The organism is Ruegeria sp. CF4, from assembly GCF_056537345.1.
The window spans coordinates 505,129-519,110 of record NZ_JBQFRJ010000001.1 but is presented as its reverse complement, the minus strand read 5'-3'; the positions used below and the strand labels follow the sequence as shown (position 1 = coordinate 519,110).

Below are 13,982 nucleotides of genomic sequence, written 5' to 3'. Positions count from 1 at the left end.
GTTATCCCGAGATCGATTGGCGCAAAGCCTATAGCATCAACCAAGCTTTGTGAACGCCCTAGACCGGTGCAGCGATCGCACCGCGCTCTGCCATGAACCGACGCAGACGTTCCAGCCCGTCCTGAATGTCAGCCGTCGCACGCGCATAGGAAAAGCGCAGAGTCGTGTGACCGCGCTGGGGGTCAAAATCCAGCCCCGGCGTGACGGCAACACCTGCCTTTTCAAGAATCTCGGCGGCGAAAGCACGACTGTCATCGGTCAGGTCCGAGACATCGGCATAGACATAAAACGCCCCATCCGGCGGCGCGATATTGGTGAACCCGGCTTTGGGCAGACCATCCAGCATCAGCGCACGATTGCGGCGATAGACGTCCAGATTGGCCTGCAGTTCTTCATCGCAATCCATCGCAGCCAGCGCGGCCACCTGACTGGCATGCGGAGCGCAGATGAACATGTTCTGCGCGATCCGCTCAACCACACGCACCTGATCCTCGGGGACGACCATCCAGCCCACCCGCCAGCCGGTCATCGAGAAATACTTGGAGAACGAGTTGATCACATAGCATTCGTCGGTGAGTTCCAGCGCCGTGACCGCTTTGGCCTCGTATTCAAGCCCATGGTAAATTTCGTCACTGATGAATGACGCCCCCTGCCCCTGCGCCGCCTCGATCAGCGCCCCCATCGCGGCGTGATCCAGCATCGTGCCCGTGGGGTTGGCAGGCGATGCGACCATCAGGCCTTGCAAATCCAGTCCGTTGAAGTCGGAGGGCACCGGTTGCAGCCGGTTTTCGGGCGCGGTGGGCAGATCGACAGGCACCAAACCCAGCGCCTTGAGAATTTGCCGATAGGACGGATAGCCGGGTGCGCCGATGCCGACACGATCGCCACTGTCAAAGAGCGCGGTGAAGGTCAGCAGAAACCCACCCGAGGACCCGGGGGTGATAACCACCCGCTCGGGGTTCAGGTCGACATTGTACCACTCGCCATAAAGTCGCGCGATGCGTTGGCGCAGGGCGGGCATCCCAAGGGCGACCGTATAGCCCAGCGGGCTTTGCGCCATCGCCTTCGCCAACGCTTCGGTCGCGCCTTTGGGCGCGCCGGTTCCGGGCTGGCCAACCTCCATATGGATGATGTGACGCCCGGCTTCTTCGGCTTTGCGCGCGGCTTCCATCACATCCATCACAATAAACGGATCGACCCCGGACCGGGTTGAGTTTCTCATGCCCATCTCCCATGTTGCAGCCATGGCTTTTGAACGCGTATCCCGGCTGGCGTCAATCCCGGCCCTGATGCTGGCTGCGGTAATGTGGCTGGCCGCAAGCGCACAAAGCCAGGCGCAAAACCTGATCCGCGATCCTGATATCGAACATGGCCTGCGCGAACTGGCCTTTCCGATCTTGCGCGCAGCAGGTCTAAGCACCAACCGCGTCCGGATATTGGTGGTCAATGACAGCACCTTCAATGCGTTCGTCATCGACTACAACACCATCTACGTAAACTACGGGCTGATCCTGTCGGTCGACACGCCCGAGATGTTGCAGGCCGTCATCGCCCACGAGGCTGCCCATATCGCAAACGGTCATCTGGCCCGTCGGGCCGAGAACCTGCGCGCAGCCCAGCGCAACGCCCAATTCGGTACTGCGCTGGCGCTGATCGTCGCTGCCGCCGGTGGAGGGGAAGCGGCGGCTGGTATCGCCGCGGGCACGTCGTCCTCGGCCCTGCGCAGCTTTTTGGGACACACGCGCGCGGAAGAGGCCTCGGCCGATCGCAGCGCGGCCAGCTATCTGCGGTGGGCGGGCATCTCTCCGCGCGGAATGGTCAACCTGCATCGTAAATTCGCCGGTCAGGAACTGCTGAGCGAGGCCAATCAGGACCCATATATGCGCTCGCACCCCACCAGCCGGGAACGTTTGCGCGCGGCCGAGCATTTCCTTGATGAGTTCGGAGACAAGGCCAAACAGAACGCCAATGCCGACTATTGGTTCGCGAGGGTCAAAGGCAAGCTGTCAGCGTGGTTGCGATCACCCGGCTGGACTCTGCGCCGAGCTGCTGAGGAGACCGATCCCGACATCCGCCTGATGCGCGAGGCCTCGGCCCATCACCAAAACCGAGATTTGGCCCGTGCGCGCGCCGCCATCAACAAGGCTCTTGAAATCCGGCCCGATGACCCATTCTTCTATGAGTTGAAAGGCCAAATCCTGCTGGAAAACCGCCGTCTGAAAGAAGCGGTTGCAGCTTACGGCGCAGCTGTTGATATGGCACCCAATGACTCGCTGATCCTTGCCGGGTACGGGCGCGCCCTGCTGGCGGACGGTCAGACGAAAGAAGCCTTGCAAGCGCTTGAAAAAGCACGCGCAAGGGACTACCGAAACGCCCGGTTGATGCAGGATCTTGGCGCAGCCTACGCCAAGGTGGGCAACACCGGGATGGCTTCGGCGGTCACCGCAGAAAGATATGCCCTGCATGGTCGACTGGACGATGCAGGAATTCACGCAAGACGCGCCATCGGGCAATTGCCCGAGGGGTCTCCGGGGTGGCAACGGGCACAGGATGTGCTGATCGCCTCGGAACGGGCGAAGAAAAAGAAAAGGAAACGGAAATGATCCTCAGACATACAGCACCCGCCCTTCTGGGGCTTTCCATGCTTGCCGCTCCGGCCCACGCGCTGGACCTGAACGCCATGAGCGACGCCGAAAAGGTCGAATTCGGTGCGCAGGTACGCGAATACCTGCTGGAAAACCCCGAAGTGATCATCGAAGCGATCAACATTTTGGAAGAACGCAACGCTGCCGCCGAGGCCGCCGCCGACAAGGAACTGGTCGCCGCCAACGCGGACGCGTTGTTCAATGACGGCTACAGCTGGGTGGGTGGCAATCCCGACGGTGACATCACTCTGGTCGAGTTCATGGACTACCGCTGTGGCTACTGCCGCCGTGCCGTGCCTGAGGTGGCCAGCCTGCTGGCCGAGGATGGCAATATCCGATTGGTGATCAAGGAACTGCCGATTTTGGGTGATGCATCGGTCGTATCCTCCCGGTTCGCCATTGCGACGAAACAGGTGGCCGGAGACGACGCTTATAAGCAGGTCCACGATGCCTTGTTGGAATTCAGCGGTGAGCCCTCCGAGATCACCCTGCGCCGGATATCGGATGGGCTGGGATTGGACAGCGACGCCATCGTCGCAGCCATGGACAGCGATGAGGTCACCGCCGAAATCGCGCAGACACGCGAACTGGCACAAAAGATGCGGATTTCGGGCACGCCGTCCTTCGTTCTGGGCACCGAGATGCTGCGTGGGTTCCTGCCTGCCGATCAGATGCAGCAGATCGCGAATGGGGTGCGCGCGGAACAAGGGTGAGCACGAGGCGGCAGTTTGGCCAGGGTTCACGTCTTTAACAGGCTCAGGCGGCTTTGATTTACAAAGCCGCCTTTTTGGGATGTGAACTTTTTTTGCAAGCTGACTGACCAAGCGCATCACTCGTGACTAAGGATGTGAGCGGATTGTCCAGCGCAGCTATTGGGTCACATTCGGCATCTAGAACAGGCAAAAAATTGCCGGGTCTTAACGGGCCTCTTTTCATCACCCGCAAGATCACACTAGAACTCGGTTACCACTCAAACCGGCACCGAAGTTTCTTGCAAAACCGCACTCGGAAAACAAATACGATCAGCTCACGCCTGCCCGCCCGCGCTGCAATTGCGGTGGGGTTAATTGTTCTTGTTTCCGCCTGCGCTAAGAACCCGAACGAAGTGGATCTCGATCCGGAACGTCAGGCAATGGCGCTGCAAGAGGTCTCGAAAAAACAGGCCCGGGGGCAAAGAGTGTGGTGTGTGCCCTACGCACGAAACCTCAGCGGCATTGAAATTCGCGGCAACGCCAAAGACTGGTGGGGGAAAGCGCGCAGTGCTTTTGACCGGGGCAACGAACCGATTGTGGGTTCGGTGATGTCGTTTCGGGCAACCAGCGGAATGCCTTTGGGCCATGTGGCGGTCGTATCCGATATTGTCACCGAGCGCGAAGTCATCATCAACCACGCCAACTGGCACCGCAACAAAGTATCGTTGAAAATGGGCGTCAAGGACGTATCCAAAAACAATGATTGGACGCTGGTCCGGGTCGAAAGCCAACCGGGGCAATATGGCAGCAACTATCCGGTGAACGGGTTCATATACCCGAAATTTGGCGAGTAACCCAATTTCTCCTCGCGCCGCCAAATAACCCAGGAATGCGCCACAGGCGATCTTCGTCACGGTCGCAAATCAGAGATAGCAGCCTCTCGCGTAAGAAAGCTGAACGGTGGCATAGTCTGTTTACGATCCGCAGCGATCTCGGTTTCAACGGAGTTTGTTTCGTTGCGGCGCTATTCTGCGGCCTCAGCCGCGGCGTCCAACTCAGCGGCTTTCTTCTCGACCTCTTCCACAATATGGTCGATCATCTGGTCGTTCGACATTTTGTGGCTGGCCTTGCCCGCCAGATAAACCATACCGGACCCTGCCCCGCCGCCGGTGAAACCGACATCTGTCATCAGCGCTTCACCCGGGCCGTTCACAACGCAGCCGATGATCGACAGGCTCATGGGCGTTTTGATGTGTTCCAGCCGATGCTCCAGCGCTTCAACCGTTTTGATCACGTCAAACCCCTGCCGCGCGCAAGAAGGGCATGAAATGATGTTCACCCCACGATGGCGCAGGCCCAGAGATTTCAGGATCTCATAGCCCACCTTGACCTCTTCCACCGGATCGGCGGACAGGCTGACGCGGATCGTGTCGCCAATACCCATCCACAGCAGGTTGCCCAGACCGATGGCCGATTTGATCGTACCGCTGACCAACCCTCCGGCCTCGGTGATGCCTAAATGGATGGGGGCGTCTGTGGCCTCGGCAATGCCCTGATAGGCCGCGGCCGACAGGAACACGTCGCTGGCCTTCACGCTGATCTTGAAATTGTGAAAGTCGTTGTCCTCAAGGATGCGGATATGCTCGAGCCCGCTTTCAACCATCGCCTCGGGGCACGGCTCGCCATATTTCTCCAGCAGATGCTTTTCCAAACTCCCTGCGTTCACCCCGATCCGGATCGAGCAGTTGTGGTCGCGCGCGGCAGCGATGACCTCTGTCACACGCTTCTCATCGCCAATGTTGCCGGGGTTGATACGCAGGCAGGCTGCGCCGGCCTCAGCGGATTCAATGCCGCGTCGATAGTGGAAATGAATATCGGCCACGATGGGCACAGGGCTTTCGCGCACGATCTCTTTCAGCGCTTTCGACGATGCCTCATCCGGGACCGAGACGCGCACGATATCCGCCCCCGCCTCTGCCGCCGCCTGTACCTGTGCAACAGTCGCCCCGACATCGGTGGTCAGCGTGTTGGTCATGGTTTGCACGGCAATCGGCGCGTCGCCACCGACGGGCACGTTGCCAACCATGATCTGACGGGATTTGCGGCGATAGATGTTGCGCCACGGACGCACGTGATTGAGCGACATAAGGATCGATCCGGATCAGCCTGAGTTGCGCCTTAGATAGTTCGCCAACCCCGAAGGAGCAATGCCAAGATCACTCGGCGGGCGCTTCTGTCGCCTCGGTCTGCAGCTCGGCCACCAATTGCTTGAGCGCGCTGTTCTGATCGGCTTCAAGATCGGCCACGGTGAAGTTCTCGGCCACCGAATCTTTCGACAGCACGACCCCTTTGGTCACCGTGCCGGGCGCGCCGACCGGGCCAAAATGCTCACCATTCATCGAGAAATAGACGGAGCCAGAGGCGCCTGCGCGCAACTGCGGCGGCTCTTCCGTAAGCGGAACCTCGAACGTGCTACCCTGTTCAACCGTCCCAAGCGTCCCCTCGAAAATGACACTGCCATCGGCAGCCGTGACGCGCATCCACGACGGGTTCACAGCAACGATTTTCAGGTTTGTGTCAATCTTCTCAACAACCTGCGGCAACTCCGGACGCTCGACCGTGTGAACCTCTGTCACTTGAATCTGCGGCGGTTCTGGCGGGCTGAAAGTGCCAACCGTGCGCGGATCGAGTGTCGAGATCGGGGCGTCACGCGCCACCAGAACAGGCACATCCAGCGCCTGCGGACGATACAGACGATCCAGCGCTTCGGAGCTTGGAGTGTCCACGCTGGCCAGTTCAACCTCATCCGACCGCACCTGTGCCGCATCAAGCGGGTCGAGATCGGTCAGGACGACGGGTGCCTGTTCAACCGGGCTAACCTGCACCTGCTGAATACGGTTCAGGACCGACCAGCCGCCATAGCCAATGCCGCCAATGACGGCCAGCAGAACCAGTGTCGAACCAATAGCCCGTGGTTCAATCTGGCTGACAACGGATTCTCGACCGGGGATATAAGGAGTGTTGGGCGAAACAAAGGGGTCGCGCCCCATCGGCCCACGCGCAGGCAAACCGCCTTGCGCTTTCTTAACGACTGACGCCTCAGCCGACATGCCATGAGCGACCTCGAAACCGCTTTCCTTGCAGAAAGTCTGGAACGTCTCATCCGGGTTCATACCCAGATAACGGGCGTAGGACCGCACATAACCAGCGATAAAGCCAGGAGTGTCAAAGGCGTCCGGGTCAGCGTTCTCGATGGCGGCGATATAATTGGCCTTGATCCGCAGTTCGCGTTGTACGTCCAGAAGAGACTTGCCCATCGTCGCACGCTCGCCGCGCATGACATCGCCAAGTCGCACCTCATAGTCATCAAACCCTTTTGGTCTGACGTCCATGTCTTCTCCGGAATCGCGCTGTGATCTGCGCCCAATCATTCCTGCTGCCCCATCTTTGCCTGTCGCGTGTTACGCGCCGTCAGCGAATCGACCCTAAACGATTCGTCTGCCAGTTTTGTTAGCGTAAGCCTAACACGCAGCAAACTCGTTGCACACTTTAGCGTGAGGTTATCCAGCAAGTTCGGCGCGATTTAGCGCACAATGTGACCAAAGTTCGTCCATCGCCTGAACCAGACGGTTCATTTCGTCAGGTCCATGTACCGGAGACGGGGTAAACCGCAGGCGTTCAGTGCCACGTGGAACGGTCGGGAAATTAATCGGCTGCACATAGATGCCATAGTCATCCAACAGCATATCGCTCAACTTCTTGGTGTGGACGGGGTTGCCCACGATTACTGGCACGATGTGACTGCCGTGATCGATCAGAGGCATGCCCAGTCCCTTCAGACGCAGCTTGAGAATGCTGGCCTGTGTCTGGTGCTGTTCGCGCAGCTCGGGCGCGGTTTTCAGATAAGCCACCGACGCCGCCGCCCCTGCTGCAACCGCAGGTGGCAGCGAGGTGGTGAAGATGAAGCCGGGTGCATATGACCGGATCGCGTCGCACATCTTGGCGCTGGCGGCGATATAGCCACCCATGACACCATAAGCTTTAGCCAGTGTTCCGTTGATGATGTCGATCCGATGGGTCAGACGATCCCGCTCGGTCACGCCGCCACCGCGCGGGCCGTACATACCGACCGCGTGAACCTCATCGATATAAGTCAGCGCACCGAATTCATCAGCGAGGTCGCAGATCTCTTCGATCGGACCAAAATCGCCATCCATGGAATAGACCGATTCAAACGCAATCAGCTTGGGCGCAGCCGGATCATCCGCCGCCATCAGCTCGCGCAGATGAGCGACGTCATTGTGACGGAAGATACGCTTTGCCCCACCATTGCGGCGCACGCCTTCGATCATTGAGGCATGATTCAGCGCGTCGGAATAGATGATCAGGCCGGGAAACAGCTTGGGCAGTGTCGAAAGCGTGGCATCATTGGCGATGTAGGCGCTGGTAAACAGCAGCGCGGCTTCTTTGCCATGCAGATCAGCAAGCTCAGCCTCCAGCCGCTTATGATAAACGGTGGTGCCCGAAATATTGCGCGTCCCGCCCGAGCCCGCGCCCGCCGCGTCGACCGCCTCGTGCATGGCGTTCAAAACAACCGGGTTCTGCCCCATGCCAAGATAGTCGTTGCCACACCACACGGTGATGTTCTGCTGCGACCCGTCCGGACAGGTCCGCACCGCATGCGGAAAATGACCATTCCGGCGTTCAATATCGATAAAGGTCCGGTAACGTCCTTCGTCATGCAGCTTGGCGATCGCTGTATCGAGCTGAGCAGTATAGTCCACCGGACCCTCCTTGGATGCCCGGCCATCATACCTCCGGACTACTTTTTTCGCTACACTACAGGGTTTCTGCAAATGTGGCGTCGCGTTCATCTGTCCGACTTGCCTACCGCCGAAACGTTGAACCCAACTTTGATTTGCATCAAATAACGCCTAACGCCCGAACCGACAAGCAAAGTTACGGCCAGAAAACGCGAGGAAACGACGCAGGCCGCCCCTATGCCTTTGCCCCAGAATCCTGCTGGACGGCCCCGCCCATGCTGCTAGGCTCTGCCCGAATTCAGCACTTTTCAGGAGAGCCCCATGTCGCTTGACGCCGTACTGAGCCGGATCGACACTGATCTGACCCCTTCTATCGATCGCCTGATGGAGTTCCTGCGCATCCCTTCAATCTCGACCGACCCCGCCTATAAAGAGCATGTCGACAAGGCCGCTGACTGGCTGGTGGCCGATCTGCAGAGCCTCGGCATCGCGGCCGAGAAACGCCCGACCCCAGGCCACCCGATGGTGGTAGGCCATGTTGGCGAAGACAGCGACGGGCCGCATGTCCTGTTTTATGGCCATTACGATGTGCAACCGGTTGACCCGCTTGAGCTATGGAACCGCGACCCGTTTGATCCGGCACTGGAACAAACCGAACATGGGGATGTAATCCGCGGGCGCGGTGCATCGGATGACAAGGGCCAGCTCATGACATTTGTCGAGGCCTGCCGGGCGTGGAAAGCTGTCCACGGCACCTTGCCCTGCCGCATCACATTCTTCTTCGAGGGCGAAGAGGAATCCGGCTCACCCTCGCTGGTGCCGTTCCTCGAAGCGAACAAGGAAGAGTTGAAGGCAGATCTGGCGCTGGTTTGCGATACCTCGATGGTCTCTCGTGGTGTGCCTTCGATCGCATCACAATTGCGCGGGATGCTGAAAGATGAATTCACCATTATCGGCCCGCGCATCGACCTGCACTCGGGCCATTACGGAGGACCCGGCCTGAACCCGCTGCGCGAACTCTCTCGCATCGTTACCTCGTTCTATGACGAAGAAACCGGGCGTGTCGCCGTTGAAGGGTTCTATGAAGGCGTTCATGAGGTGCCTGCCGACCAATTACGCCAATGGGAAAATTGCGGGTTCGACGAGGCGGAATATCTGAACTCGGTCGGCTACACCCAGCCTCACGGTGAAAAAGCCTACTCTACCCTGGAACAGCAATGGGCACGCCCGACGCTCGAAGTTAACGGACTCTGGGGTGGCTATAATGGCGCAGGGTCAAAAACCGTTATTCCGTCCGAAGCGCATTGCAAGATCACCTGCCGCCTTGTCGGTGACATGGATCCAGACGCACTGCGCGACAAAATTCGCAAACACGTAGAAGAGCGTCTTTCCCCTGACGTCAAAGTCGTCTGGGACAACGACCTCGAAGGCTCGCCCGCTTCTGTCATGAACCTCAACCGCCCGGAATTCGAAGCAGCACGCGGCGCGCTTTCCGACGAATGGAATCGCGAGGCCGTTTTTACCGGCATGGGCGGCTCGATCCCGGTCGTCGGCTATTTCGATACCGTGCTCGGGCTGGATTCAATGCTCGTGGGCTATGCCAATGACGACGACGCTATCCACTCGCCGAACGAAAAATACGACGTCAAAAGCTTCCACAAAGGTATCCGCTCCTGGGCCCGCATTTTGGATGCGCTGAACAAATAAGGATTCCAGCGAGGCTCTGCCTCGCGCTCCGGGATATTTTCGGCCAGATGAAGACCGGATCCCCTGCTTCATCTGGCCATAAATATCCCGGGGGAGTCGCGGCTTGCCGCGGCGAGGGCAGAGCCCCCTTCCCTTACATGTGGATCACACGCCCATAGGCATCCAGAACGCTCTCATGCATCATCTCTGACAGCGTTGGGTGTGGGAAGACCGTATTCATCAGGTCTTCTTCGGTGGTCTCCAACTGACGACCAACCACATAGCCCTGAATCAGCTCGGTGACTTCGGCGCCGATCATATGTGCGCCCAGCAACTCACCCGTCTTGGCATCAAAGATGGTTTTGATCATTCCTTCAGGTTCGCCCAAGGCGATGGCCTTGCCGTTGCCGATAAAGGGGAAGCGACCGACCTTGATGTCAAAACCAAGCTCCTTGGCCTTCGCTTCGGTATAACCTACCGATGCGACCTGCGGCTGGCAGTATGTGCAACCCGCTATGCTTTCGGGCTTGACCGGATGCGCGTGTTTACCCGCAATCAATTCAGCCACCATCACACCTTCGTGGCTGGCTTTATGCGCCAGCCAGGGCGCGCCCGCGATGTCGCCAATGGCATAGAGCCCATCGACACCGGTACGGCAGAATTCATCAGTGATCACATGGGTGCGGTCGATCTTTACGCCCAGAGCCTCAAGCCCCAGGTTTTCAACATTCCCCACGATACCAACCGCCGAGATTACCGTATCGAAGTCATGCTTCTCTACTTTGCCCTTCACCTCGATATGCGCAGTCACCTTGCCTTTGGCGCGATCCAGCTGCTTGACCATCGCCTTTTCCATGATGGTCATGCCCTGTTTGGTAAAGGCTTTCTTGGCAAAGGCGCTGATCTCGGCGTCTTCAACCGGCAGCACGCGGTCCATAACCTCGACCACCGTCGTATCTGCGCCCAGCGTGTTGTAGAAACTGGCGAATTCGATGCCGATCGCGCCCGAGCCGATGACCAGCAGTTTCTTGGGCATCCGGGGCGGCTGCAGCGCGTGTTTATAGGTCCAGACCAGATCACCATCCGCCTCCAGACCGGGAAGTTCGCGGGCCCGCGCGCCGGTTGCGAGTACGATGTTCTTCGCCGTCAGTTCTTCGGAGCCTTTGTCGGTCTTGACGCTGACCTTCCCTTTCGCAGGTATCGTCGCCTCGCCCATCACGACGTCGATCTTATTCTTCTTCATCAGATGACCGATCCCGCCCGACAGCTGGGCTGCAACCCCGCGCGAGCGTTTGACGACCGCGTCGAGGTCATAACCCACCTTGTCTGCCTTGAGGCCGAAATCCTTAGCGCGCTCCATCAGATGGAAGACTTCCGACGAGCGCAGCAACGCCTTGGTCGGGATGCAGCCCCAGTTCAAACAGATGCCGCCCAGATGCTCACGCTCGACAACGACGGTTTTCAGGCCCAGCTGGGCTGCGCGAATGGCAGCGACATAGCCTCCGGGGCCGGCCCCGATTACGATCAGATCATAAGATTTTGCAGCCATGTGTCCCTCTCGGCGCAGATCGGTTTCAAAACTAGTTTACCGTTAAACTATTTTTCACAGCGCATCAACAACTCCGCCCGCGACATATGTGACGCGGGGTCAAATCGCCCGTCAGGCGCTGAATTCAGCCTATACCCACGCCTCACCAAAGGCTAGAACCGAACCAATTCGTTTCCAAACCTGTGTATTTGAGAGAGGCCATGATGGCAAAAACACTCAAAGATCTTTTGCTTGCCCTTTTGAACGCCACCCTGATCCTGCTGGCCCTGTGCCTGTTCTTGGGTTGGAAGCTGGCGCAGTCGGTCGACAATATCCGAACCGGTTTTGCAGAAAACCTGCAGTTGGTGACACCGTTACGAGATCAGGCGCAGGGCCTTCGCGGAGAGCTTGCGGCGTTGCGCAGCGACATGGCTGCAATTCGCGCGCAGGATGATGCATCTGATCCTGCAACGGCACGACAACTGAATGCAGCACTGCAGCGGTTGAACGGGTTGGAGAAAGGTCTGGAAAAAACACAGGCCCGACTGGCGGGCCTGGTGGACTCTCCTGAAGATCTGATCGATCACGCCATTACCACCACGGTGGATAGCGTGACCCACGGCCTTCAGTCGGTCAGAGGGTGCACGCCCGCAACCTAGGTCGCAGCTGCCTGCAACTCACGAACGGTGCTGCCATAGCCACCGTTGCTGACATATGCGGCTTCGTGTTCAGTTGTGCTGCGATCCAGTGCATCGTTTCGATACGGGAAACGACCGAACTTGCGGATCACTTCGCGATGCGCCCGAGCGTGCAGAAGATTTCCTTCGCCGGCCTGCGGCATCCGCTCGTGCATCAGACGCACGCAGCGCTCCTGATCACACAGATTTTCCGAATGCATCATCGGCAGGTAAAAGAACTGCCGCGCCGGCTCGTCAATCTTCATGTCCCATCCCTTGTCGACCGCACATTTCGCAGCCGCCAACGCTGCACGATCCGATGAAAACGCCTTGGCGCTGCCGCGGAACATGTTGCGAGGGAATTGATCCATAAGGATAATATAAGCCAGCGCACCGCTGGGATAGGTCAGCCAGAGCGAGAATTTTCCCTCGCACGCGGCCTTCCAAGTTGACAGAAACTTGTCGCGGATCTGCTCGTCCAGCGCCTCATCCTGCAGGTACCAGCCCTTGGGCCCAACCTCATCCAACCAAAAACTCAATACTTTTTCAGGAGCAACCATTGCCCTAAACTCCGTAATTGTCCTCCCCAGGGACGTAGCGTCATTTAAATCTCTTTTACAGATTTGTGACAGTAACATATTGCAACACAAAAGTCACAAATCCGGCGTCAGGCAGGTTCTTGCGTATCCTGCTCTTCCTGGGCCGCTTCGATGACAACTTCCTGTGCAACTTCAAGCGCAACCGGGGATGAGGTCGGGTAAATCGGCGCGATGGCTCCGGTCTCATCCACGGGCACGTAAGCGCGCTGAGTCATACGGTAGGCACCGTAGATCGCCATGGCGAACATCAGCGCCGCGATGAACAGGAAGAACCCGGCAGGGCCAAGCAGGCCAACGCCCATCAACCAACCCGTGATGACCGGGCCTGCAATGGCGCCCAGACCGTTGATGAAAATCAGCCCGCCAGAGGCGGCGGACATGTCATCATACTCCAGATAATCGTTCGTATAGGCGATCAACAGCGAGTAGAGCGGGCTTGTCATGCCCCCGATCGCAAACGCTGAGAGCAGCAGGATCGGGAATGATCCTGCCCCGAAAAACATGCCGATCAAGGCCCCGACGCCGCCAACGGCTGCCACCAACATGATCAGGATACGCCGGTCCGCACGGTCCGATATCCAACCGATCGGATACTGCAGCACAACCGCGCCGATGTAAAACGCCGCAACAAAAGTCGAAATCTCGACCAGCGACAGGTCTGCTTGCGCGCCGTAGACCGCGCTCATCCCGAACTGGGCCGAAAACACGCCGCCCAGCAGGAACATCCCCACACAACCCAGTGGTGATGTCTCCATCAGTTTGCGCAATGTCATTGGTTTGGTGGTCTCAAAAGCCGGTGTCGGCGAGATCGACAGCAGAATCGGGGCAAACGAGACCGAAACTAGGATCGATGCGATCACGAAAGTCTCATACCCCGCGGGATCTCCGACCAGCAGCAAAGCCTGCGCACTGACCACACCCGCCATCTGCACGATCATATACAGAGACAGCGCCTGCCCCCGGTTTTCGTTGCTGGCCGCATTGTTCAACCAGCTCTCTGCGGTCACGTACACGCCCGAGAAACAGAACCCGATCACCACCCGGCCCAGAGACCAGGCAATCGGGTCCGTCAGCATCGGATACATGATCATCACAGCCGAGATGAACGAGGCCAGCGCCGCAAACACGCGGACATGCCCCACCCGCCGGATCATCTCGGGCGCAAGGCGCGAACCGCCAAGGAAGCCCACGAAATAAGCAGACATCACGAACGACATCTCAAGGGTCGAGAACCCCTCAATATCGCCCCGCACACCCAGCAACGTGCCCTGCAGGCCATTGCCGATCATCAGCAATCCCATTCCAAGAAGAAGCGCCCAAGCGCTGGAAAGAACCTGAAGCATGCTGCCTATCCAAATGCCAAAGTAGTTTCAGTTTACCTGATGCCCACTT

12 protein-coding genes are annotated in these 13,982 nt (G+C 58.5%); 5 read left to right on the top strand and 7 right to left on the bottom strand.

Translation table 11 applies throughout. From position 1 onward, the window contains the following. Positions 1-58 precede the first annotated feature (58 nt). On the bottom strand, positions 59-1,222 hold the full coding sequence (locus ACR0NF_RS02560; RefSeq protein ID WP_480657375.1) for a pyridoxal phosphate-dependent aminotransferase: 1,164 nt from the start codon (positions 1,220-1,222) through the stop codon (positions 59-61). Here ACR0NF_RS02560 and ACR0NF_RS02555 point away from each other — a divergent pair. The 3 genes from ACR0NF_RS02555 to ACR0NF_RS02545 all read left to right on the top strand — a co-directional run bounded on the left by ACR0NF_RS02555 (position 1,221) and on the right by ACR0NF_RS02545 (position 4,191). Further along, entirely contained in the window at positions 1,221-2,603 is a 1,383-nt protein-coding gene (locus tag ACR0NF_RS02555; RefSeq protein WP_480469507.1) for a M48 family metalloprotease, read from the top strand. The genes ACR0NF_RS02560 and ACR0NF_RS02555 overlap by 2 nt on opposite strands. Then, positions 2,600-3,358: a DsbA family protein gene (locus ACR0NF_RS02550; RefSeq protein ID WP_480666782.1), complete on the top strand. Its 759-nt coding sequence runs from the start codon at positions 2,600-2,602 to the stop codon at positions 3,356-3,358. The genes ACR0NF_RS02555 and ACR0NF_RS02550 overlap by 4 nt, the downstream gene beginning before the upstream one ends. Before the next feature lie 122 nt (positions 3,359-3,480). Further along, positions 3,481-4,191, top strand: coding sequence for a CHAP domain-containing protein (locus tag ACR0NF_RS02545; RefSeq protein ID WP_480777719.1), 711 nt, complete (start codon positions 3,481-3,483; stop codon positions 4,189-4,191). Between the two features lie 170 nt (positions 4,192-4,361). Here the strand turns inward: ACR0NF_RS02545 and ispG are convergent, their stop codons facing one another. From ispG to hemA, 3 genes are all read right to left on the bottom strand, one after another. Next, positions 4,362-5,483, bottom strand: coding sequence for a flavodoxin-dependent (E)-4-hydroxy-3-methylbut-2-enyl-diphosphate synthase (gene ispG, locus ACR0NF_RS02540; protein WP_480777718.1), 1,122 nt, complete (start codon positions 5,481-5,483; stop codon positions 4,362-4,364). A gap of 70 nt (positions 5,484-5,553) precedes the next feature. Next, positions 5,554-6,768 (bottom strand): helix-turn-helix domain-containing protein, encoded by a 1,215-nt coding sequence (locus tag ACR0NF_RS02535; RefSeq protein ID WP_480469503.1) that lies wholly within the window; start codon positions 6,766-6,768, stop codon positions 5,554-5,556. 129 nt (positions 6,769-6,897) lie between these two features. Beyond that, positions 6,898-8,121 (bottom strand): 5-aminolevulinate synthase, encoded by a 1,224-nt coding sequence (gene hemA / locus ACR0NF_RS02530; RefSeq protein ID WP_480666780.1) that lies wholly within the window; start codon positions 8,119-8,121, stop codon positions 6,898-6,900. A gap of 300 nt (positions 8,122-8,421) precedes the next feature. Here hemA and ACR0NF_RS02525 point away from each other — a divergent pair, with 300 nt between their 5' ends. After that, a complete protein-coding gene (locus tag ACR0NF_RS02525; protein WP_480469501.1) occupies positions 8,422-9,807 on the top strand; it encodes a dipeptidase in 1,386 nt (461 codons plus the stop codon). A gap of 133 nt (positions 9,808-9,940) precedes the next feature. Here ACR0NF_RS02525 and lpdA read toward each other — a convergent pair whose 3' ends face one another. Next, positions 9,941-11,335 carry a dihydrolipoyl dehydrogenase gene (gene lpdA / locus ACR0NF_RS02520; RefSeq protein WP_480469500.1) on the bottom strand — a complete coding sequence of 465 codons (1,395 nt, stop codon included), beginning with the start codon at positions 11,333-11,335 and terminating at the stop codon, positions 9,941-9,943. Between the two features lie 203 nt (positions 11,336-11,538). Between lpdA and ACR0NF_RS02515 the strand changes: the two genes are divergently transcribed. Beyond that, entirely contained in the window at positions 11,539-11,973 is a 435-nt protein-coding gene (locus ACR0NF_RS02515) for a hypothetical protein (protein WP_480469499.1), read from the top strand. On the opposite strand, the gene ACR0NF_RS02510 is transcribed toward ACR0NF_RS02515, so the two are convergent. Further along, positions 11,970-12,551: a DUF924 family protein gene (locus tag ACR0NF_RS02510; protein WP_480469498.1), complete on the bottom strand. Its 582-nt coding sequence runs from the start codon at positions 12,549-12,551 to the stop codon at positions 11,970-11,972. The two genes, ACR0NF_RS02515 and ACR0NF_RS02510, sit on opposite strands and share 4 nt — an antisense overlap. 107 nt (positions 12,552-12,658) lie before the next feature. Continuing rightward, on the bottom strand, positions 12,659-13,933 hold the full coding sequence (locus ACR0NF_RS02505; protein WP_480469497.1) for an MFS transporter: 1,275 nt from the start codon (positions 13,931-13,933) through the stop codon (positions 12,659-12,661). Positions 13,934-13,982 lie beyond the last annotated feature (49 nt).

Excerpts from the sequence above, each read along its gene's own strand:
- ACR0NF_RS02560 (WP_480657375.1), bottom strand. The coding sequence starts at position 1,222 with ATGAGAAACTCAACCCGGTCCGGGGTCGATCCGTTTATTGTGATGGAT.
- ACR0NF_RS02510 (WP_480469498.1), bottom strand. The coding sequence starts at position 12,551 with ATGGTTGCTCCTGAAAAAGTATTGAGTTTTTGGTTGGATGAGGTTGGG.
- ACR0NF_RS02555 (WP_480469507.1), top strand. The coding sequence starts at position 1,221 with ATGCCCATCTCCCATGTTGCAGCCATGGCTTTTGAACGCGTATCCCGG.
- lpdA (WP_480469500.1), bottom strand. The coding sequence starts at position 11,335 with ATGGCTGCAAAATCTTATGATCTGATCGTAATCGGGGCCGGCCCCGGA.
- ACR0NF_RS02550 (WP_480666782.1), top strand. The coding sequence starts at position 2,600 with ATGATCCTCAGACATACAGCACCCGCCCTTCTGGGGCTTTCCATGCTT.
- ACR0NF_RS02535 (WP_480469503.1), bottom strand. The coding sequence starts at position 6,768 with ATGATTGGGCGCAGATCACAGCGCGATTCCGGAGAAGACATGGACGTC.
- ACR0NF_RS02505 (WP_480469497.1), bottom strand. The coding sequence starts at position 13,933 with ATGCTTCAGGTTCTTTCCAGCGCTTGGGCGCTTCTTCTTGGAATGGGA.
- ACR0NF_RS02515 (WP_480469499.1), top strand. The coding sequence starts at position 11,539 with ATGGCAAAAACACTCAAAGATCTTTTGCTTGCCCTTTTGAACGCCACC.
- ispG (WP_480777718.1), bottom strand. The coding sequence starts at position 5,483 with ATGTCGCTCAATCACGTGCGTCCGTGGCGCAACATCTATCGCCGCAAA.
- ACR0NF_RS02525 (WP_480469501.1), top strand. The coding sequence starts at position 8,422 with ATGTCGCTTGACGCCGTACTGAGCCGGATCGACACTGATCTGACCCCT.